Genomic DNA, 19,152 nt, shown 5'->3' with positions numbered 1-19,152 from the left:
TCCCATGTCGAAGCATTCCCCCACCGATCGCCTGCTGCAGATCCTCATTGCCCTCGGCCAGGCTCCCGAAGCCCTGTCTGCCAAGGAGCTGTCGCTGACCCTGGAGCAGCCGCTGAGCAGCACCTACCGGCACCTGAAGACCCTGTTGCGCTGGGGCCTGGCCGAAGAACAGGCCGGCCAGGGCCGCTACCTGCCCGGCCCGGCCTGCCTGCAACTGGCGAAGAAATTCGATCGCGAGGCCTCGCTGATCGGTCTCGCCAAACCGGAACTCAAGCGCCTGGCCGACCTGAGCCAGGAGAGCGTGGCGCTGATGGTGGCCAGCAACCAGCAGGCGATCTGCCTGGAACTGTTCGACAGTCCGCAGCCGCTGCGCTGCTGCTACCAGAAAGGGCTGGCGCAGCCGCTGTTGCATGGCGCCTCGGCCAAAGCCCTGCTGGCGCACCTGGAGGACGAACGGCGCGAGGAGCTGTACCTCGCCCAGGAACTCTCCGCCGAGCGTATCGACAAGCTGGAGCAGGAACTCCGGCTGATCCGCGAACAGGGCTATGCCGTCAGCCAGGGCGAGATCGACGAAGGCGTCTGGGGCATCAGCGTACCGCTGCTGGACAGCCGCCAGCGCCTGCACGGCGCCCTCAGCCTGATGGCCCCCGCCTTGCGCGCCCAGTCGCGCAGCGAACGCTTGCGGCAATGGACCCTCGACGCCGCCGCGCGACTTTCCGCGCGTCTGGACTGACCAACAGGAGTTTCGATGTACCCCGCCCCCGACATGAGCCTCTGGCAAGGCCGGATCGATAGCCAGGAAGGCGCCGACGCGCGGCGCTGGCACCAATGGATGCGCCCCTACGCAGACGACGCCGAAGCGGCCAGCGTGCTGCTCGGTTTCGCCAGCGACGAAGGCGTGCGCCGCAACCAGGGTCGCCAGGGCGCGCGCCACGGACCGCCAGCCTTGCGTCGCGCGCTGGCCAACCTGGCCTGGCACGGCGAGCAAGCGATCTACGATGCCGGCGACATCGTCGCCGGCGACGATCTGGAAGCCGCCCAGGAACGCTACGCGCAACGCGTCGCCGACCTGCTCGCGCGCGGCCACCGGGTGGTCGGCCTGGGCGGCGGCCACGAAATCGCCTACGCCAGCTTCGCCGGCCTCGCCCGCCACTTGAGTCGGCATGAGCGCCTGCCGCGCATCGGTATCCTCAATTTCGACGCGCATTTCGACCTGCGCCACGCCGAACGGGCCAGCTCCGGCACGCCGTTCCGCCAGATCGCCGAACTCTGCCAGGCCAGCGACTGGCCGTTCGCCTACTGCTGCCTGGGCATCAGCCGCCTGAGCAACACCGCGGCGCTGTTCGACCAGGCCCAGCGCCTGGGTGTGCGCTACCTGCTGGACCGCCAGTTGCAGCCATGGAACCTGGAACGCAGCGAAGCCTTCCTCGACAGCTTCCTGCAATCCGTCGACCACCTCTACCTGACCGTTTGCCTCGACGTGCTCCCGGCCGCCCAGGCGCCCGGCGTCAGCGCGCCCTCGGCGCACGGCGTGGAGATGCCGGTGGTGGAGCACCTGGTCCGCCGCGCCAAGGCCAGCGGCAAGCTGCGCCTGGCCGACATCGCCGAACTCAACCCGCAACTCGATAGCGACCAGCGCACCGCCCGGATCGCCGCGCGCCTGGTCGACAGCCTGGTCAACTGATCGCCCTTTCGCCCACACAACAACAATAGAGCCACGCCATGCCGACATTGCACCTGGACGCCCTGTCCACCACCGCCCTCGCCCTGCTCCTGCTCGCCCTCGGCAGCCAATTGAAGAAGCGCAGCCGCTGGCTGACACGTCTGTGCGTACCGTCGCCGGTGATCGCCGGCTTCGGCTTCGCCTTCCTGGTCTGGCTGCTCAGGGATCGCGGCTGGCTCGACATCGGCCTCGACACCAGCCTGCAGACGCCCCTGATGGTGGCGTTCTTCACCACCGTCGGCCTCGGTGGCAGCCTCGGCCTGCTGCGCAAGGGCGGCAAGACCCTGCTGGTCTACCTGTCGGCCTGCTGGGCGCTGGCGATACTGCAGAACCTGATCGGCGTCGGCAGCGCCGGACTGCTCGGCCTCGACCCGTTGCTCGGGATCATGGCCGGCGCGGTGTCGCTGGAAGGCGGCTTCGGCGCGGCGGCGGCCTTCGGCCCGGTTGCGGAAGGGCTCGGTGCCCAGGGCGCGACCACCGTGGCGCTGGCCTCGGCCACCTTCGGCATGGTCGCTGGCGGGCTGCTCGGCAGCCCGGTGGCGCGCTGGCTGATCGAACGCAACCGCCTGCCGGTGCAGGCGGAAAGCGACAACCGGCTGGAAGCCCTCGGCCAGCAGGAGCGACGCCAGCATGCGGCGGCCACGCTGGACGGCAATCTCCTGCTGCGCCTGCTGACCTGCGTGCTGCTGGTGATGGTGCTCGGCTTCTGGCTCGGCGACGCGCTCGAGGAACGCCTGGGCCTGGTGCTGCCCAGTTATGTCGGGGCGATGTTCATCGCCATCGTCCTGCGCAACCTCGACGACCGGCTCGGCTGGCTGCGCATTCCGGACCACGCCGTCGGTACCCTGGGCGACGTCTGCCTGGGCATCTTCCTGACCATGGCGATGATGAGCCTGAAGTTCTGGGAGCTGGAGAACCTCGGCCTGCCGCTGCTCGGCGTACTGTTCATCCAGGTCGCGGTGCTGTTGCTGCTGACGATCTTCGTGCTGTTCCGCCTGCTCGGCCGCAACTACGACGCCGCGGTGCTCTGCGCCGGCTTCCTCGGCCACGGCCTGGGCGCCACGCCCAACGCGGTGGCCAACATGGGCGCGGTCTGCGAGCACTATCGGGTGTTCTCGCACAAGGCCTTCATCATCGTGCCCCTGTGCGGCGCGGTACTGATCGATCTCGTCGCCATCCCGGCGATCACCTGGTTCATCAACGCCTTCAGTTGAACCATGGCGGCGCTCCGCTAGCGGAGCGCCAGCTTTCCGACGAGCGCCTCGGCCACTCGCCAGCAAAACGCCATTATTCCGTCGAAATCTCTCCGAAATTCCTACAGAATGTGGAAACCATTCCTAGGAAAACCTGTCTGTGCCTCTGATTTCTCCGTTCTTCAGTTGGCTGGCACGAAACTCGCCTTAGCCCTACTGTCGCCGTCTTTCGCGCCAGAGGTTCCGCGCATGGCTCCTCCCAAGCAGTCCAATACCATCGATTTCGACGCCGCCAAGCAGAAGCGCGGCCCCCAGCCCGGCGGCAACGCCAGCGGGCCGCGCGCCAGCAACCTGACGGAGTTGCGCCAGCAACTGACCCTACAGTTGCAGAGCAGCCTGGAGGCGGAGCGGATTCTCGGCCTGTTCTTCGAGGAAGTCCGCCAACTGATCCCGCTGGATGCCCTTGGCTACCGCCATCCGGGCTCCGACCTGCGCCTGGAGTTCGGCAGCAGCGCCAAGCATTCGGTGAGCTATCGCCTGAGCCATGACAGCGACTACCTCGGCGAACTGATCTTCCGTCGCCGCCAGCGCCTCGGCGAAGACGAACAACGGCAACTGGAGAGCCTGCTCGGCACCCTGCTGTTCCCGCTGCGCAACGCCCTGCTCTATCGCGCCGCGATCCAGACCGCCCTGCGCGACGCCCTGACCGGCACCGGCAACCGCATCGCCATGGACCAGGCGCTCGGCCGCGAACTGGAACTGGCCCGGCGCAACCTGCAACCGCTCTCGGTGCTGATGCTCGATATCGACCACTTCAAGCGGGTCAACGACCACTACGGTCACGCCGTCGGCGACGAAGCCCTCAAGGCCGTGGCGGAAACCATCAAGGACCACCTGCGCAATGTCGACATGGTGTTCCGCTTCGGCGGCGAGGAATTCCTCGTCCTGCTGTCCAGCACGCCGCTGCAGGCTGCCTGCATGGTCGGCGAACGCCTGCGCCAGGCGGTGGAGGAACTGGACTACCGGCACGCCGGCGAACCGCTGAAGCTGTCGATCAGCCTCGGTTGCGCCGACCTGCGGCCCGGCGAAGGCAGCGACGACCTGCTGCGACGGGTCGACGAGGCGCTCTACGAAGCCAAGCGCGACGGCCGCAACCGCCTGCGCTGCGCCTGAGGCTTGCCGACTCGCACACCCCGAAGCGCGGAGCGGGCGCATCGGGCGACGGCAGTAGCAACGGCTCTCACCGGCGCAGTTACGGTTTCCGCCAAGGTCCTGCCGCTTATGGCTGCGCCGGCTCGTCCGGGGCGCCATAGGCCTGGCGCAAGCGGACGCGCTTCTCCAGCAGCCAGCCGCTGGTTTCCTTGCCGTCTCGAGCCACGTACATGACGTTCAGCCACTCGCCGCTCGGCTTGTAGACAGTGATGAAGTCGCCGGGAATCACGAAGACCCCGGTGACACAGTCGGCACGCGGCGCGCTGTGGAAATAGGCGCGCCCCTTGTCGATCACCTCGCCCTCCAGCGGCGGACGGAAGTTGTCCTCGGGGCCGGCCGTCGCCTCGCCAAGGCTTGCGCAGCTCTGCGCCGGCATCGCCGCATCCGCGGCCAGCCCAGCGACGCTCCATAGCATGCAGAGCGCGATAGCCAGGATCCTGTGCATTTCACCACCTCCTTGTGTGCGGGCGACCATTAGACACCGATTCCCAGGCATGAAAAAGGCCCCCGAAGGGGCCTTTCCAGGGCGCTTTCCGCTCAGCGGCGGAAGCCCGGACGCATACCGTCGCCGGCCGGTTTCGGCCGCCGCTTGACCTGCGGCTTGCGGGCCGCCGGCTTGTCGCCCGGCGCGCTGGCCGGACGCTCGTCGCGCGGCTTGCTCGGGCGCGGCTTGCGGTTGCTCTCGCGGGGCCGCTCGGCAACCGGAGTGCCCTGCTCGCGCCCCTTGCGCTCGGCGCTCGGCTGCGGACCGCGCGCGGGACGCGAAGCCGGCGCGCGACGAGCGGCATTTTCGCCGTCCTCGCGCCGCGGCGCACGCTTGCGCCCGGCTTCCGGACGCTCGCTGCGCGCCAGCGGACGGGCCTGCTTGCGCTGCTGGCGTTCGGCCTTCTCGCGCGCCTTGGTGGTCATGCCCGGCAGGGCCACCGGCTTGAGGCCGACTTCCTCGCTGAGGATGTCGATCTCGCGCTGGTCCATTTCGCGGTAGCGGCCCATGGTCAGCTCGGAGGTCAGGAACACCGGGCCGAAACGCACCCGCTTGAGGCGGCTGACCACCAACCCCTGGGATTCCCACAACCGGCGCACCTCGCGGTTGCGGCCCTCCATCACTACGCAGTGGTACCAGTGGTTGAAGCCTTCGCCGCCCGGCGCCTGCTGGATATCGCTGAACTTGGCCGGGCCGTCCTCAAGCATCACGCCGTTGAGCAGGCGCTCGATCATCTCTTCGGTGACCTCGCCGCGCACCCGTACCGCGTATTCACGGTCCATCTCATAGGAAGGATGCATCAGGCGGTTGGCCAGTTCGCCATCGGTGGTGAACAGCAGCAGGCCGGTGGTATTGATGTCCAGGCGACCGACATTGATCCAGCGACCGGTGCGCAGGCGCGGCAGGCGGTCGAAGATGGTCGGGCGGCCTTCCGGATCGTCGCGGGTGCAGACCTCGCCTTCCGGCTTGTTGTAGATCAGCACGCGACGGACACTCTCGGCGGCCTCTTCGCGGCGGATCAGGTGGCCATCGACGGTGATCGCATCGTGGCTGTCGACCCGCTGGCCGAGGCTGGCCACGCTGCCATTGACGTTGACCCGGCCTTCGGCGATCCACACTTCTACGTCGCGCCGGGAACCGACGCCGAGACGGGCGAGGACTTTCTGCAATTTTTCCCCGACCGGTACGTGGGGATTCTCTGGGGTATCGTTCATCTGGGCACCTCCCGGTGTGGCTGGCAACGAATCGAAGGGCGCGCATCATACGCGCTTCGTCAGGACAAAGCACCGTCCCCGGGCGGAAACCCGGACAATCCCGCTAGACTAGGCCGGGTTCACCCACCCCGCCACCCGGAGGCCCCGGTGCACGACATCCCTCCCTTCAGCGGCGCCAAGCTGGCGCTGTTCTATGGCGACCACCTGGTCGTCTACAAACGCGACGAAAAACCCGGCATTCCCTTCCCCGGCTACTGGGACTTTCCCGGCGGCGGCCGTGAGGGCCTGGAGACGCCTGCCGAATGCGCCCTGCGCGAACTCGAGGAAGAGTTCTCCATCCGCCTGGAAGAACCTCGTATCGAATGGCAGCGACAGTATCCGAGCACCAGCGGCAGCGCGCCCTTCGCCTACTTCCTGGTGGCGCGCCTGGAGGACCGCGAGTTCGAGGCCATCCGCTTCGGCGACGAAGGACAATACTGGCGATTGATGGAGGTGGACGCCTACCTCGCGCATGCCATGGCCGTACCCTACCTGCAGAGCCGGCTCGGCGACTATCTGCGGGAACGCCGGCGCATCGGCGAATAACGCCGATGACGTTAGCCGTTCCATGCCCCGGATAATCCGGACGGCATAAAAAAACCCGGCCGAAGCCGGGCATGCCCAGGCGGGCAGTCTCAGTGTCTGCGGTGCTCGGCGAAGCGCTCCAGGGCTTCGCGGCTGAGGCGCTCGACCTGGGCCCAGTCGCCGCGGTCGACCACGGCCTTGGGCAGCATCCAGGTGCCGCCGACGCACATCACGTTGGGTACCGCCAGGTAGTCGGCGAGATTGTTCAGGCTGACGCCTCCGGTGGGGCAGAAGCGGATATCGGGGAATGGTCCCGAGAACGCCTTCAGCGCCGCCGGGCCGCCGCTGACTTCGGCGGGAAACAGCTTGAAGCGGCGGTAGCCATGGCGGTAGGCGAGCATGATCTCGGAAGCGCTGGCCACGCCGGGCAACAGCGGGACTTCGCTGTCCAGGGCGAAGCGCAGCAACTCGTCGGTGCAACCCGGGGTGACCACGAAGCTCGCCCCGGCCTTTTCCGCAGCGGCGAAGGTCCGCGGGTCGAGCACGGTGCCGGCGCCGATGCGCAGGTGCGGGCGCTCCTCGCTGAGGCGCCGGATGGCGGTCAGCCCGTGCGCCGTGCGCAGGGTGATCTCCAGGGCGGTCAGGCCGCCGGCGGCGAGGGCATCGGCCATCGGCAGGATGTCCGCCTCGCGGTCGATGGTGATCACCGGGAGGATGCGCGCCTCCCGGCACAGCGTGTCGATGCGGGCGGTCTTCTGTTCAAGGTTGTGCATGGCTACAGCTCCGCCACTCAGGGGTACCAATGGATCGTCAGCGGCGCGCGGAGGAAGGCGCGAACCGGCATCCGCCGTTCGTCCTCGACCGCCAGCGCGGCGTTCAGGGTGGCCAGCTTGGACTGGCCCTGGATCGCCAGCAGCTGCACCTTCGCCGCCGCCAGCACGGCGCGCGGCAGGGTCAGGCGCTGGTGCGGCACGCTCGGCGCCCACATCGGCAGACAACGGCGCGTCCCCTGGGGATCCATCGCCAGGTCCAGGCCAGGGCTGTTCGGGAACAGCGAGGCGGTATGGCCGTCGTCGCCCATGCCGAGGACCAGCACGTCGATCGGCAATGGCAGCTCGTGCAGGTGATGGTCGGCCAGCTCGGCCGCTTCCTCCAGGCTCGCCGCCGGCTGGTAGAGGCCGATGAAGCGCGCCTTCGCCGCCTCGCCACGGAGCAGGTGGCGGCGAACCAGGCCGGCGTTGCTATCGGCATGCGACTCCGGCACCCAGCGCTCGTCGGCCAGGCTGACGGTGATCCGCGACCAGTCCAGCGGCTCCTCGCTCAAGGCTTCGAGGAAGGCCACCGGACTGCGCCCACCGGACACCACCAGCAGCGCCTGGCCCTGCTCGGCCAGCGCCGAGCGCAACCGGCCGGCGACCTCGGCGGCCAGGCCGCGGGCCTGCTCGGCGGCGCTGCCCCAGACCTGCAGGCCGACGCCGGCCGGCAGCTTCAACTCAGAAATCGCCATACCAACTCCTCCCATCGCGGGCCACCAGGGCCACCGAGGCCACCGGCCCCCAACTCCCAGCCGGATACGGCTTGGGCGCTTCGCTCAGGCGTTCCCAGCCAGCGATCAGCTGGTCGCACCACTTCCAGGCGAACTCCACCTCGTCCTTGCGCACGAACAGGTACTGGTTGCCCTGGGTGACCTCCAGCAGCAGACGCTCGTAGGCATCGGGAATCCGCGCCGCGTGGTAGGTCTCGGAAAAACTCAGTTGCAGCGGGCCGGTACGCAATTGCATGCCCTTGCCCAGGCCCTGGTCCTTGGTCATCACTTGCAGGGAGATACCTTCGTCCGGCTGCAGGCGGATGATCAGCCGGTTGCTGATCAGCGAACGCTGCTCGGGAGCGAAGATGTAGTGCGGCGGCTCCTTGAAGTGGATGACGATCTGCGACAGCTTCTGCGGCATGCGCTTGCCGGTGCGCAGGTAGAACGGCACGCCCGACCAGCGCCAGTTGCGGATATCCACGCGCAGGGCGACGAAGGTTTCCGCGTCGCTGTCGCGATTCGCATGTTCCTCCTCCAGGTAGCCCGGCACTGCCTTGCCGTCGCTGAAACCGGCGGTGTACTGCCCACGCACCACGCGCGAAGCCAGTTGTTCGGCGGGAATCGGCTCGAGGGCGCGGAGGACCTTGACCTTCTCGTCGCGAATGCTGTCCGCCGAAAGGTCGCTGGGCGGATCCATGGCGATCAGGCAGAGCAGTTGCAGCAGGTGGTTCTGCACCATGTCGCGCAGTTGCCCGGCCTGGTCGAAGTAGCCCCAGCGGCCTTCGATGCCGACCTTCTCGGCCACGGTGATCTCCACGTGGGAGATGTGGTTCTGGTTCCACTGGGTCTCGAAGAGGCTGTTGGCGAAGCGCAGGGCGATCAGGTTCTGCACCGTCTCCTTGCCCAGGTAATGGTCGATCCGGTAGATGCGGCTTTCCGGGAAGAACCGGGCGACTGCCTCGTTGACCTCGCGGGACGACTCCAGGTCATGACCGATAGGCTTCTCCAGCACCACCCGGGTGCGCTCGGCGAGACCGGCGGCGGCGAGGTTCTCGCAGATGCCGCCGAACACCGAGGCCGGCGTGGCGAAGTAGGCGACCAGCGGCAGTTCGTCATCCACCGCCTCGCGCAAGCCGACATAGGCCTGCGGGTCGAGGAAGTCCATGCTCAGGTAGTCGAGGCGTTCGCGGAAACGCTGCCAGACCGCGTCGTCCCACTCCTTCGCCGGCACTGCCAGGCGCAGGCGCTGCTCCAGCGTCGCCAGGTGTTCGGCGGGAGCGCCTTCGTCACGGGCCAGGGCCAGGACGCGGGTATCGCGGTGCAGCAGGTTCTCACGATCGAGTTGGTAGAGCGCCGGGAACAGCTTGCGCAAGGCGAGATCGCCCAGCGCACCGAACAGCGCTAACGTGCAAGGCAGAACGCGGACATCAGGCATTTGTTGTTACCAACCAAATATTGAGTGATATTGAGCCATCCACTGCGCAATTAAGACAAATATGTAGTAATTAAACAACATATTTTTCCCAGCCCGCCACGCTGTTGGTCGCATGCCGGCCTGACGTTAGGATAGGCGCCGCCGCCGGCCCTTCCCCGCCGGGCCGACAGAACACGAGGAACCCGGATGAAAAACCTGCTGGAGCAGATCCAGAGCCGCCTGGACGAACTGAACAAGGCGGAGCGCAAAGTCGCCGAGGTCATCCTGCAGAACCCGCAGCAGGCCACCCGTTTCAGCATCGCCGCCCTGGCCCAGGCGGCAGCGGTCAGCGAACCGACGGTGAACCGCTTCTGTCGCTCCTTCGGCATGAGCGGCTATCCGGAACTGAAGATCCAGCTGGCCCAGAGCCTGGCCAGCGGCGCTGCCTTCGTAACCCAGGCGGTAGCCGAGGACGACGGGCCGGAAGCCTATACGCGGAAGATCTTCAGCAACACCATCGCCTCCCTCGACAGCGCCCACAAGTTGCTCGACCCACGCGTCATCGACCGCGCCGTGGACCTGTTGATCCAGGCCCGGCAGATCCACTTCTTCGGTCTTGGCGCCTCGGCCTCGGTAGCGCTCGACGCGCAGCACAAGTTCTTCCGCTTCAACCTGGCGGTGAGCGCCCAGGCCGACGTGCTGATGCAACGGATGATCGCCTCGGTGGCGCATACCGGCGACCTGTTCGTGGTGATTTCCTATACCGGACGCACCCGCGAGCTGGTGGAGGTGGCGCACCTGGCGCGGGAGAACGGCGCCTCGGTGCTCGGCCTGACCGCCGCCGGCTCGCCGCTGGCCAGGGCCAGCACCCTGTGCCTGGACATCCCGTTGCCGGAAGACACCGACATCTACATGCCGATGACTTCGCGGATCGTCCAGCTCACCGTGCTCGACGTACTGGCCACCGGAGTGACCCTGCGCCGCGGCGTGGACTTCCAGCCGCACCTGCGGCGGATCAAGGAAAGCCTGGTGCCAACCCGCTATCCCCTCGACGAGGACAACTGACCGCCCGCCTATTGCAGGCCGGCGGCGAGACTCAGGCGCATGCGTTCGCCGGGCGCCAGGATCAGCCCGCCCGGGCGGTAGCCAGCGGCGCCGATACAGAGGAAGCGTTCCGCTTCGCCCGGCTCGACCTGCTCCACCGGGCGGCTGCCGGGGTGCCAGATCACGCTGCCGGCGCTGACGTTCTTGTCGATCCGCAAGCGGCGGTTCCAGCCGCCGTCCTCCAGCACCAGCGATCCGGGATGGTAGAGCACCTGCTTGACCGCGCCGCGCGGTATCCAGGTTCCCGGAATCCGCGAAGCGCCGCGCTGGCCGCGAGCCGACTCCAGCTCCATGCCGTGCACCACCACCCGGCTCAGCGCGCCGACCCGCCAGTAGGGCTGCAGGGCGAAGCTGAACAGGCAATCGTCGTCTTCCTCATGGTAGCTGCACAGCTCCAGCTCCAGGCGCTGGCCAAGGCGCGCATCGAGGCGCACGTGCCAGTCCTCCAGGTCCAGTTGCCAGCTCACCACCACCTTGCTTTCGTCGGCGTAGGCATCCAGCAGGCGCCATTCGCGTTGCCGCGCCCAGCCCTGCTGCGGCCATTCGCTGCCGTTCGGATGGCTGCCGAACCACGGCCAGCAGACCGGGATGCCGCCGCGCACCGGCGCGCTGCTGAGGGCCGGCCATTCGCTGGCGCACCACAGCAACGGGCGTTCGCCCTGCGGCTGGAAATGCAGGAGCTGCGCCCCTTGCCGACTGAATACGGCCTGGCACAGCGGATGGTCGATCAACAGCAGATCGCGACGTTGGAAGCGTACCCAGTCGAACGGTCGCTTGGCCCGCATGGAATGAAAGAAACGCTGCAGCGGATGCTCAAGCATGTCCGATTGTCCTACCCTCTCCCCTTCCCGGAAAGCCCGGGCGTGCATCCGTGTAGTTTTACTACATTTCGCACGCAAGCCCCAAATGATCGGCACAGGAAAAGCGTAGTCGGTTTGTAACAGGCAGCCGGGAAGAGCGGTCGCCGGAAAAAAACGGCCCGCCCGAAACGCTCGGGCGGGCCCAGGCACAACACCGGAGCAGGCAACGCGACGGTCAGAACACCGTCTGGATCTTGATCCCCGCCACCAGCGCGTTGTCGACCTCGTCGACCCCGCCCGGCTGCTTGATGTACTGCAGGTTCGGCCGCACCGTCAGCCAGTCGGTCACATGCACCCCGTAGTACAGCTCGGCGTTGTACTCGGTGTCCTGCAGCGGCTGGTACAGCGGGTTGTCGTAATCGTCGATGCCGTTCACCTGGTTCACCAGGCGCTGGCGCTTCTTCACATCGTCGTTGACATGGATGCGCGCGATGCCCAGGCCGATGTCGTCCTTCGGCCGCGCGTCGAACGGACCCTTGTAGACCACCCCGAGCTGCTGGTAGTTGTCCACCACGTTGGTCGCCTTGTCGTGGACCGTCAGGTTGGCGAACAGGCTCAACCCGCGCGAGGCATCGCCGTTGTGCGAAGTGACCTGCTGCTGCGCCACCACCCACCAGCCATGCTTGCTGCCGCGCGACTTGAAGTCGTTGCCGGTCAGCCCCTGCGGCTGGCCGTCGACGTCGTCGTAGACGTCATCGGCCTTCGCCGTGCTGTAGTAGTAGCCCAGCCGGTACTCGCCCGGCAGTTGCTCGGCGCCGACCTTCGGCTGCCAGATCAGCTCCACCGGCAGCAGCGCGCCCTTGGTCCCGCTGCCGCTCATCTTGAAGCCGTTGCCGGTCTCCAGGTTCGACGGGTTCTGCTCGTAGGCGCCGACCTGCACGTACCAGTCCGGCGCGAAGTTGTACTTCACCCGCAACGCCCACTGGCTGACCGGCCAGTTGTACCAGATGCTCCCCGCCCAGTTGCCCACCTGCGAGCCGCAGAAGGCCAGGTTCTGGAAATCGCAGGGGAAGCTGTTGAAGTCCTCGCCCTCGCCGAAACGGCCGAATTTCACGTCCAGCGCGCCGTCGAAGTACTGCTGCTTGAGCCACAGCTGGGTCAGCCGCCAGGTCTGCCCGCGGCCCCAGACCTCCTGCACCGAGCTGATGTGCCCGGCACGCGGGTCGCCGATGCGGTCGTTGGAAAGGTTCTTGCCGTTGCGCTCGGTGACGGTGAACTGGAACTCGGTAGCCTTCCAGCCGAGGATCTTCTCCAGGTCCATGTGCACGCCCAGGGCGAACTGGTCGGTGTAGCGTCCTGTCTTGTCGTCGTCATAGCCGCCGTCGAGGTTGGCCGCCGCCTCGCCGACGTACTCCAGCTTGAAGTCGTAGCCCTTCTCCAGCAGCTCGGTGCGCTTGCCGCCCCAGTCGCCGAGCATCCATTTCGAGTTCGGGGAGAACGCCTCGGCGGCGTGCGCCGCGCTCCCCAAGCCCAGCGCTCCAAGGGCAAACAGGCAGCCAACGGTCCTGGCGGCCGGTCTGGTTTTCTTGTTCTTGTACATTTCCAGCGTCCTCGTGGTTGTGGTCTAGGCAGTACGAAAGGATTCAGGAGTTCTTCTGGCGATTGCCGTTCAAGGCGGTGACCTTCTCCGCCGCCACGCCCGCCGTGCGCACGGCCACGCGCTCGCCGCTCTGCGCGTCGAACAGCAGGACCCGCGCGGGATCGAAGCGCAGGCTCATGCCGCTGCCCGCGGCCGGCGCGACGTCCGGCGCCAGGCGGCAACAGACCTTGACCTGGTTGACGGTGACGAAGACCAGGGTGTCCGGCCCGGTCGGTTCGAGCACCTCGACCTCGGTACGCAGGTCATGGGCAGCGCTGCCATCGCCCAGGGCGATCTGCTCCGGTCGTACGCCGAGGATCAGCTCGCGCCCCTCCTCCAGGCCGGGCTCCAGGCTCAACGGCAGTTCGATACGGTCCTGGCCGCTATCGAGCAGGCCGGTCCAGCGTCCGTCCCGGCGCTGCAGGCGCAACGGAATGAAATTCATCGGCGGCGAACCGATGAAGCTGGCGACGAACAGGTTGGCCGGGTCGTTGTAGATCTGCTGCGGCGTGCCGAACTGCTGGATGACGCCGTCCTTCATCACCGCCACCTTGTCGCCGAGGGTCATGGCCTCGATCTGGTCGTGGGTGACATACACGGTCGTGGTCTTCAGCCGCTGGTGCATCAGCTTCAGCTCGGTGCGCATTTCCACCCGCAGCTTGGCATCGAGGTTGGACAGCGGCTCGTCGAACAGGTAGACCTTGGGCCGCCGCGCCAGCGCCCGGCCCATGGCCACCCGCTGCTGCTGGCCGCCGGAGAGCTGCGAGGGCTTGCGTTCGAGCAGGTGCTCGATCTGCAACAGCCTGGCCACCCGCGCCACCTCCTCGTCGATGGCGGCCTGGGGCATCTTGCGGATCTTCAGGCCGAAGGCGATGTTCTCGCGCACGCTCATGGTCGGGTACAGGGCGTAGGACTGGAAGACCATGGCGATGTCGCGGTCCTTGGGGCTCATGCCGCTGATGTCCTGGCCGTCCACCAGGATCGCACCGCCGGTGATGCTCTCCAGCCCGGCGATGCAGTTCATCAGGGTCGACTTGCCGCAACCCGAGGGCCCGACGAGGATCAGGAATTCGCCGGAGTCGATCTTCAGCCGGATGTCCCTGAGGGTATCCGCCAGGCCGCTGCCGTAGCTCTTGTGCAGGTTGCGCAGTTCGAGGGTTGCCATGTTTCGTTCGTCTCCGGGGTCAGCGACCCGTCTCAGCCTTTCACGGCGCCGGCGGTGAGGCCGCGCACGAAGTACTTGCCGGCCAGTACGTAGACCACCAGCGTGGGCAGCGCGGCGATCATCGCCGCGGCCATGTCGACGTTGTATTCCTTGACCCCGGTGGTGATGTTCACCAGGTTGTTCAGGGCCACGGTGATCGGTTGCGAATCGCCGCTGGCGAACACCACGCCGAACAGGAAGTCGTTCCAGATCTGGGTGAACTGCCAGATCAGGCAGACCATCACGATGGGCGTGGACATCGGCAGCAGGATGCGCAGGAAGATGGTGAAGAAGCCGGCGCCGTCCAGGCGCGCGGCCTTGACCAGGGCATCCGGGATCGCCACGAAATAGTTGCGGAAGAACAGCGTGGTGAAGGCCAGGCCGTAGATCACGTGGACCAGCACCAGGCCACTGGTGGTATTGGCCAGGCCGAGCTTGCCGAGGGTGAAGGACATCGGCAGGAGGATCACCTGGAACGGCAGGAAGCAGCCGAACAACAGCGCGCCGAAGAACAGCTGGGAACCGCGGAAGCGCCACATCGACAGCACGTAGCCGTTCAACGCGCCGATGAAGGTGGAGATCAGCACGCCGGGCACGGTGATCAGCACCGAGTTCCAGAAGAACGCGCCGACGCTGTCCCAGGCCTTGAGCCAGCCGATGACGGTGAAGGTGTCGGGCAGCGACAGCAGGTTGCCGGTGCGGATGTCGTCCGGCGTCTTGAAGCTGGTCAGCAGCATCACCAGCAGCGGCACCAGGTAAAGCGCGCAGGCGCCCCAGAGGGTCAGGTGCACGGCCAGGCGGCTGACGCTGAAGCTCGGGTTCAGGGACGCGTCACGCATGGCGCTTGCCTCGCAGTTCGGAATACAGGTAAGGCACCACGATCGCCAGTACAGCGCCGAGCATCAGCATCGCGCTCGCCGCGCCGAGCCCCATCTGGCCACGGGTGAAGGTATGCGCATACATGAACATCGCCGGCAGGTCGGAGGAATAACCCGGGCCGCCGGCGGTCATCGCCGCCACCAGGTCGAAGCTCTTGATCGCGATATGGGCGAGGATCATCAGCGCGCTGAAGAACACCGGGCGCAGGCTCGGCAGGACGATGCGCAGGTAGATGGTCGGCAGGCTCGCACCGTCGACCTGGGCGGCGCGCACGATGGCCGGGTCGACCCCGCGCAGGCCGGCGAGGAACAGCGCCATGACGAAGCCGGAGGCCTGCCACACGGCGGCGATCACCAGGCAGTAGACGACCCGCTCCGGGTCCACCAGCCAGTCGAAGCGGAAACCTTCCCAGCCCCAGTCGCGGAGCAGCTTGTCCAGGCCCAGGCCCGGATTGAGCAGCCACTTCCAGGCGGTGCCGGTGACGATCATCGACAACGCCATGGGATACAGGTAGAGGGTGCGGATGAAGCCTTCGCGGCGGATGCGCTGGTCCAGCAGCACTGCGAGGAACACTCCGAGCACCAGGCAGATGGCGATGAACGAGCCGCCGAAGAGCAGCAGGTTCTTGCTCGCCACCCACCAGCGGTCGTTGTCCCACAGGCGCTGGTACTGGCTCAGCCCGGCCCACTTGTAGCTGGGCATGAAGCGCGAGTTGGTGAAGGACAGCAGCAGCGTCCAGCCGATGTAGCCATACATGCAGAACAGCACCACGACCACGCTTGGCGCCAGCACCAGCTTCGGCAGCCAGCCTTGCAGGCGATCGAGTGGCGAGACGCGACGAGGCGCTACCGGAGCCGTGGGATAGACAGGGGAATTGGTCGCCATGCGTTTTCTCGCGTGCGAAGGAACCCACCCGTGCCGCTCGGCGGCACGGAGCCAGTCGGGAGGATCGAGCGGAGCCCAGGCCGGGCTCCGCGCCAGGGACTTACTGCGCCGCCGCCTCGATGGCGGCCGCCAGTTGCTGGGCGGCCTTCTGCGGATCCGCGGCGGGGTCGTTGAAGAAGTTGGTCACCACGTCGAAGATCGCCCCCTGCACGTAGCTGGAAGCGGCCATGCTGTGGGCCATGCTCGGCACCAGGTTGCCGTCCTGGGAAGCCTGCTTGAAGTCCTTCATCGACTGCTGGGCGCAACTGTCGAACGGCGCCATGTCGGCGTCCAGGCGAACCGGGATGGAGCCCTTGTTGAGGTTGAAGTCCTTCTGGAAGGACGGGTCGAGCACGCTGCGCGCCAGGTCTTCCTGGGCCTTGCGGTTCTCCGCGTTGCTCAGCTTGAACATCACCAGCGAGTCGATGTTGTAGTCGAAGGCTTTCTGCGTGCCGGGGAACGGCAGGCACTGGTAGTCCTTGCCCGGCACCTTGCCGGCGGCGGTGAACTCGCTCTTCGCCCAGTCGCCCATGATCTGCATCCCGGCCTTGCCGTTGATCACCATCGCCGTGGCGGCGCTCCATTCGCGACCGGCGGCGTCGGCATCGACATAGCCGCGGAGCTTCTTCAGCGCGGCGAACACCTCGACCATCTGCGCTCCGGTGAGGGTCGCCTTGTCCTGTTCGACGAAGGCCTTGCGATAGCCTTCCGGACCCATCTTGCTCAGCACCAGGTTCTCGAACACGGTGCCGTCCTGCCACGGTTGGCTGCCATGGGCCAGCGGCGTGAAACCGGCGGCCTTGAGCTTGTCGGCGGCGACGAACAGTTCGTCGAGGGTGGTCGGCGGGGTGGCGCCGGCCTTCTTGAACACTTCCGGGTTGATGTAGAGCCAGTTCACCCGGTGTACGTTGATCGGCACTGCTACGTAGTCGCCGTCGTACTTCATGATCTGCGCCACCTGCTTCGGCAGCAGGCTGTCCCACTTGCCTTCGGCGGCCACCGCGTTGAGGTCGGCGAGCAGGCCCAGTTCGCCCCACTCCTGGATATCCGGCCCCTTGATCTGCGCCGCGGCCGGCGGATTGCCGGACACCGCGCGGGTCTTCAGCACGGTCATCGCAGCCTCGCCGCCACCGCCGGCCACGGCGAAGTCCTTCCAGGTGTGGCCCTTGGCTTCGACCAGCTTCTTCAGGGTTTCGGCGGCGCGCTTCTCGCCGGCGGAGGTCCACCAGTGCAGCACTTCGACTTCGCCGGCCTGGGCCAGCAGTGGGGAGAGGCAGAGGGAGGAAAGACAGATGACGGCAGAGAGGCGACGGATCGCATTCATGAGGAAAACCTTCTTCTTGTTATTCGGAGCAAGTCTGCGCTTGCAATGCTTCGAGTCTATTCAAGCGTTCCGCGTCGCGGGTAACGAAGCGATCCGGGTTTGTCACGGAGTGGTTACATTGGGATTGAGGCAGAGCAGGAAAATCTGGACTCGAACTCGGCAAGGCGGTTTCGCGACAGAAACCTCCTACAACACGAGAATGACCTCCAGCAGCACCTCCCTGCGCGCCAGCACCTTGTCGTTCCAGAACCGCAGTACCCTGGACCCCGGCTCTCCAGCCAGGCATCGGCCGGCGAACCCACATGCTGCCCGCCATCCAGTTCGATCACCAGCATCCGCTCATGGCAGACGAAATCGACGATGTACGGCCCGAGAACCTTCTGCCGACGAAACTTCAGCCCGAGCAATCGATGCCCGCGCAAACACTGCCATAGCGCCCGCTCCGCCTCTGTCTGCGGCTGCCGCAGAACACGGGAGAACCTCGTGCCTGCCCGCCTCGTTCAAGGGCCCGGCAGGCCAGCCCATCACTCCAGCCCCAGGCGCGGCAAGCGCAGGCTGACCCGCAGGCCGCCCTCGCGACGGTTCTGCAAACTGACTTCGCCGCCATGGGTGTGCGCGATGTTGCGCGCAATGCCCAGGCCCAGCCCGTAGCCCTGCCCTCGCGGAGACAGACGGAAGCGCGGCTCGAAGATCTGTTCCAGGCGCTGCTCGGGCACGCCGGGGCCGTCGTCGTCGACGTGCAGCGCCACCGCTTCCGGCCCGTCCTCCAGGCTCAGGCGGGCGCGTTCGCCGTATTTCAGCGCATTGTCCAGCAGGTTGCCGATACAGCGCTTGAGCGCCAGGGGCTTGCCCGGATAAGGCTCCGCGGCGCGACCGACGACCTCCACCCGGCCATCGGCCAGGTAGGGCTCGGCGATGTGCTGGAGCAACAGGTTGAGGTCGACCGGCTCGACGTTCTCGTGGATATCGGTGTCCTTCACGCACTGCAGCGCGCCCTTCACCAGCAGTTCCAGCTCGTCCAGGTCGCGCCCGAACTTCTCCTGCAAGCGCTCGTCCTCGAGGAGTTCTACCCGCAGGCGCAGGCGGGTGATCGGCGTGCGCAGGTCGTGGGAGATGGCGCTGAACAACTGCCCGCGCTCGTTCAGGTAGCGGTCGATGCGCTCATGCATGGTGTTGAAGGCGCGCGCCACCTCCACCAGTTCGCTGGCGCCGCGCTCCTCCAGCGCTGCCGACGGACTGCCCAGGGCCAGGTCGCGGGCGGCGCGCGCCAGGCGCTTGAGCGGACGGCTCTGCCAATGCATCAGCAAACCGGTGAAAAGCAGCAGCAACAGGCTGGTGAAAACGATCGAGAGCACCTGCTGCGGTTGCAGTCCCTCGGGTTCCAGGCTGACGTACGGCGCCGGCATCAGGCTGGCGATGTACAGCCACTCGCTGTCGCCGATGCGGATCTGGGTCACCAGCACCGGCGGGTTCACCGGCTCCAGGGTCAGCGCGTAGTGCGCCCAGGAACGCGGCAGCTCGTCGAGCTTCAGCGCGCCGTTAAACAGGCGCAGCTCGTCGGGACTGACGAATTCGACCTGCAGCTCGACCTCCTTGCCCAGGCGTTGGTGCAACACGTCCTGGACGATCTCCAGCACCGCCTGCTTGTTCGGCGTGTCCGGCAGGGCACGCATCTCCAGCGGCCGGTCGTTCAGCGAGACGAAGAAGCGCGTACCGCCCATGCTGCGCAACTGGTCGAGCACCAGCGGACGGTAGCCGAGCGGCAGGGAACGGAAGTAGCTGACGCTGGCCGCCATCGAGTAGGCCAGGCTGCGCGAGCTGGTGAGCAGGCCCTCGCGCTGGCTGGAGCGCAGGTGCGACAGCCAGAACAGGCTGGAAAGCCCTTGCGCGACCAGCACCGCGAGCAGGGTCAGGAGCAGCATGCGCCCGAGCAGCGAGCGCGGCAC

At 66.8% G+C, this 19,152-nt stretch carries 19 protein-coding genes; 6 read left to right on the top strand and 13 right to left on the bottom strand.

All coding sequences use genetic code 11. From position 1 onward, the window contains the following. Positions 1-4: 4 nt before the first annotated feature. The 4 genes from FHW81_RS05585 to FHW81_RS05570 all read left to right on the top strand — a co-directional run bounded on the left by FHW81_RS05585 (position 5) and on the right by FHW81_RS05570 (position 4,089). The gene (locus FHW81_RS05585; RefSeq protein ID WP_003091454.1) at positions 5-733 is read left to right on the top strand and encodes an IclR family transcriptional regulator; all 729 of its coding nucleotides are present in this window, start codon (positions 5-7) and stop codon (positions 731-733) included. A 15-nt stretch (positions 734-748) separates the two neighbouring features. Further along, entirely contained in the window at positions 749-1,684 is a 936-nt protein-coding gene (gene hutG / locus FHW81_RS05580) for a formimidoylglutamase (RefSeq protein WP_003091455.1), read from the top strand. 38 nt (positions 1,685-1,722) lie between these two features. After that, a complete protein-coding gene (gene gltS, locus FHW81_RS05575) occupies positions 1,723-2,937 on the top strand; it encodes a sodium/glutamate symporter (protein ID WP_003105930.1) in 1,215 nt (404 codons plus the stop codon). A gap of 228 nt (positions 2,938-3,165) precedes the next feature. After that, positions 3,166-4,089 carry a GGDEF domain-containing protein gene (locus tag FHW81_RS05570; RefSeq protein ID WP_003105929.1) on the top strand — a complete coding sequence of 308 codons (924 nt, stop codon included), beginning with the start codon at positions 3,166-3,168 and terminating at the stop codon, positions 4,087-4,089. A gap of 106 nt (positions 4,090-4,195) precedes the next feature. Here FHW81_RS05570 and FHW81_RS05565 read toward each other — a convergent pair whose 3' ends face one another. Then, positions 4,196-4,573 carry a hypothetical protein gene (locus tag FHW81_RS05565; protein ID WP_033981073.1) on the bottom strand — a complete coding sequence of 126 codons (378 nt, stop codon included), beginning with the start codon at positions 4,571-4,573 and terminating at the stop codon, positions 4,196-4,198. Positions 4,574-4,665: 92 nt separating this feature from the next. Then, positions 4,666-5,826, bottom strand: a complete 1,161-nt coding sequence (gene rluB, locus FHW81_RS05560; protein WP_003113439.1) for a 23S rRNA pseudouridine(2605) synthase RluB — start codon at positions 5,824-5,826, stop codon at positions 4,666-4,668. Positions 5,827-5,973: 147 nt separating this feature from the next. Between rluB and FHW81_RS05555 the strand changes: the two genes are divergently transcribed. Further along, positions 5,974-6,411, top strand: coding sequence for an NUDIX hydrolase (locus FHW81_RS05555; RefSeq protein ID WP_003119712.1), 438 nt, complete (start codon positions 5,974-5,976; stop codon positions 6,409-6,411). A gap of 89 nt (positions 6,412-6,500) precedes the next feature. On the opposite strand, the gene FHW81_RS05550 is transcribed toward FHW81_RS05555, so the two are convergent. The 3 genes from FHW81_RS05550 to zwf are packed head-to-tail and all read right to left on the bottom strand — an operon-like array spanning position 6,501 to position 9,353. Beyond that, positions 6,501-7,163, bottom strand: coding sequence for a bifunctional 4-hydroxy-2-oxoglutarate aldolase/2-dehydro-3-deoxy-phosphogluconate aldolase (locus tag FHW81_RS05550; protein WP_003113440.1), 663 nt, complete (start codon positions 7,161-7,163; stop codon positions 6,501-6,503). Between the two features lie 17 nt (positions 7,164-7,180). Continuing rightward, a complete protein-coding gene (gene pgl / locus FHW81_RS05545) occupies positions 7,181-7,897 on the bottom strand; it encodes a 6-phosphogluconolactonase (protein ID WP_003113441.1) in 717 nt (238 codons plus the stop codon). Next, positions 7,884-9,353, bottom strand: a complete 1,470-nt coding sequence (gene zwf, locus FHW81_RS05540) for a glucose-6-phosphate dehydrogenase (RefSeq protein WP_003091465.1) — start codon at positions 9,351-9,353, stop codon at positions 7,884-7,886. The genes pgl and zwf overlap by 14 nt, the downstream gene beginning before the upstream one ends. A 186-nt stretch (positions 9,354-9,539) precedes the next feature. Here zwf and FHW81_RS05535 point away from each other — a divergent pair, with 186 nt between their 5' ends. Continuing rightward, positions 9,540-10,397: a MurR/RpiR family transcriptional regulator gene (locus FHW81_RS05535; protein WP_003091466.1), complete on the top strand. Its 858-nt coding sequence runs from the start codon at positions 9,540-9,542 to the stop codon at positions 10,395-10,397. An 8-nt stretch (positions 10,398-10,405) separates the two neighbouring features. Here FHW81_RS05535 and FHW81_RS05530 read toward each other — a convergent pair whose 3' ends face one another. From FHW81_RS05530 to gtrS, 8 genes are all read right to left on the bottom strand, one after another. Then, positions 10,406-11,257, bottom strand: a complete 852-nt coding sequence (locus FHW81_RS05530; RefSeq protein ID WP_003112064.1) for a D-hexose-6-phosphate mutarotase — start codon at positions 11,255-11,257, stop codon at positions 10,406-10,408. 214 nt (positions 11,258-11,471) lie between these two features. Then, the gene (gene oprB, locus FHW81_RS05525; RefSeq protein WP_003116413.1) at positions 11,472-12,836 is read right to left on the bottom strand and encodes a carbohydrate porin OprB; all 1,365 of its coding nucleotides are present in this window, start codon (positions 12,834-12,836) and stop codon (positions 11,472-11,474) included. Between the two features lie 43 nt (positions 12,837-12,879). After that, entirely contained in the window at positions 12,880-14,040 is a 1,161-nt protein-coding gene (locus tag FHW81_RS05520) for an ABC transporter ATP-binding protein (RefSeq protein WP_003114840.1), read from the bottom strand. A gap of 32 nt (positions 14,041-14,072) precedes the next feature. Continuing rightward, positions 14,073-14,918, bottom strand: a complete 846-nt coding sequence (locus FHW81_RS05515) for a carbohydrate ABC transporter permease (RefSeq protein ID WP_003091470.1) — start codon at positions 14,916-14,918, stop codon at positions 14,073-14,075. Further along, on the bottom strand, positions 14,911-15,843 hold the full coding sequence (locus FHW81_RS05510; protein ID WP_003091471.1) for a carbohydrate ABC transporter permease: 933 nt from the start codon (positions 15,841-15,843) through the stop codon (positions 14,911-14,913). Before FHW81_RS05510 ends, FHW81_RS05515 begins: the two co-directional genes overlap by 8 nt. A 100-nt stretch (positions 15,844-15,943) precedes the next feature. After that, complete coding sequence (locus FHW81_RS05505; RefSeq protein WP_003091472.1) at positions 15,944-17,206, bottom strand: ABC transporter substrate-binding protein; 1,263 nt, start codon at positions 17,204-17,206, stop codon at positions 15,944-15,946. 113 nt (positions 17,207-17,319) lie between these two features. Next, the gene (locus tag FHW81_RS05500) at positions 17,320-17,673 is read right to left on the bottom strand and encodes an endonuclease domain-containing protein (RefSeq protein WP_305954541.1); all 354 of its coding nucleotides are present in this window, start codon (positions 17,671-17,673) and stop codon (positions 17,320-17,322) included. Positions 17,674-17,730: 57 nt separating this feature from the next. Further along, on the bottom strand, positions 17,731-19,152 hold the full coding sequence (gene gtrS, locus FHW81_RS05495; protein ID WP_003158346.1) for a two-component system sensor histidine kinase GtrS: 1,422 nt from the start codon (positions 19,150-19,152) through the stop codon (positions 17,731-17,733).

This window comes from Pseudomonas sp. RC10-4-2 (assembly GCF_050433085.1).
In the GTDB taxonomy this organism is placed as follows: Bacteria; Pseudomonadota; Gammaproteobacteria; order Pseudomonadales; family Pseudomonadaceae; genus Pseudomonas; species Pseudomonas aeruginosa.
This window is presented reverse-complemented; position numbering and strand designations above follow the sequence as displayed.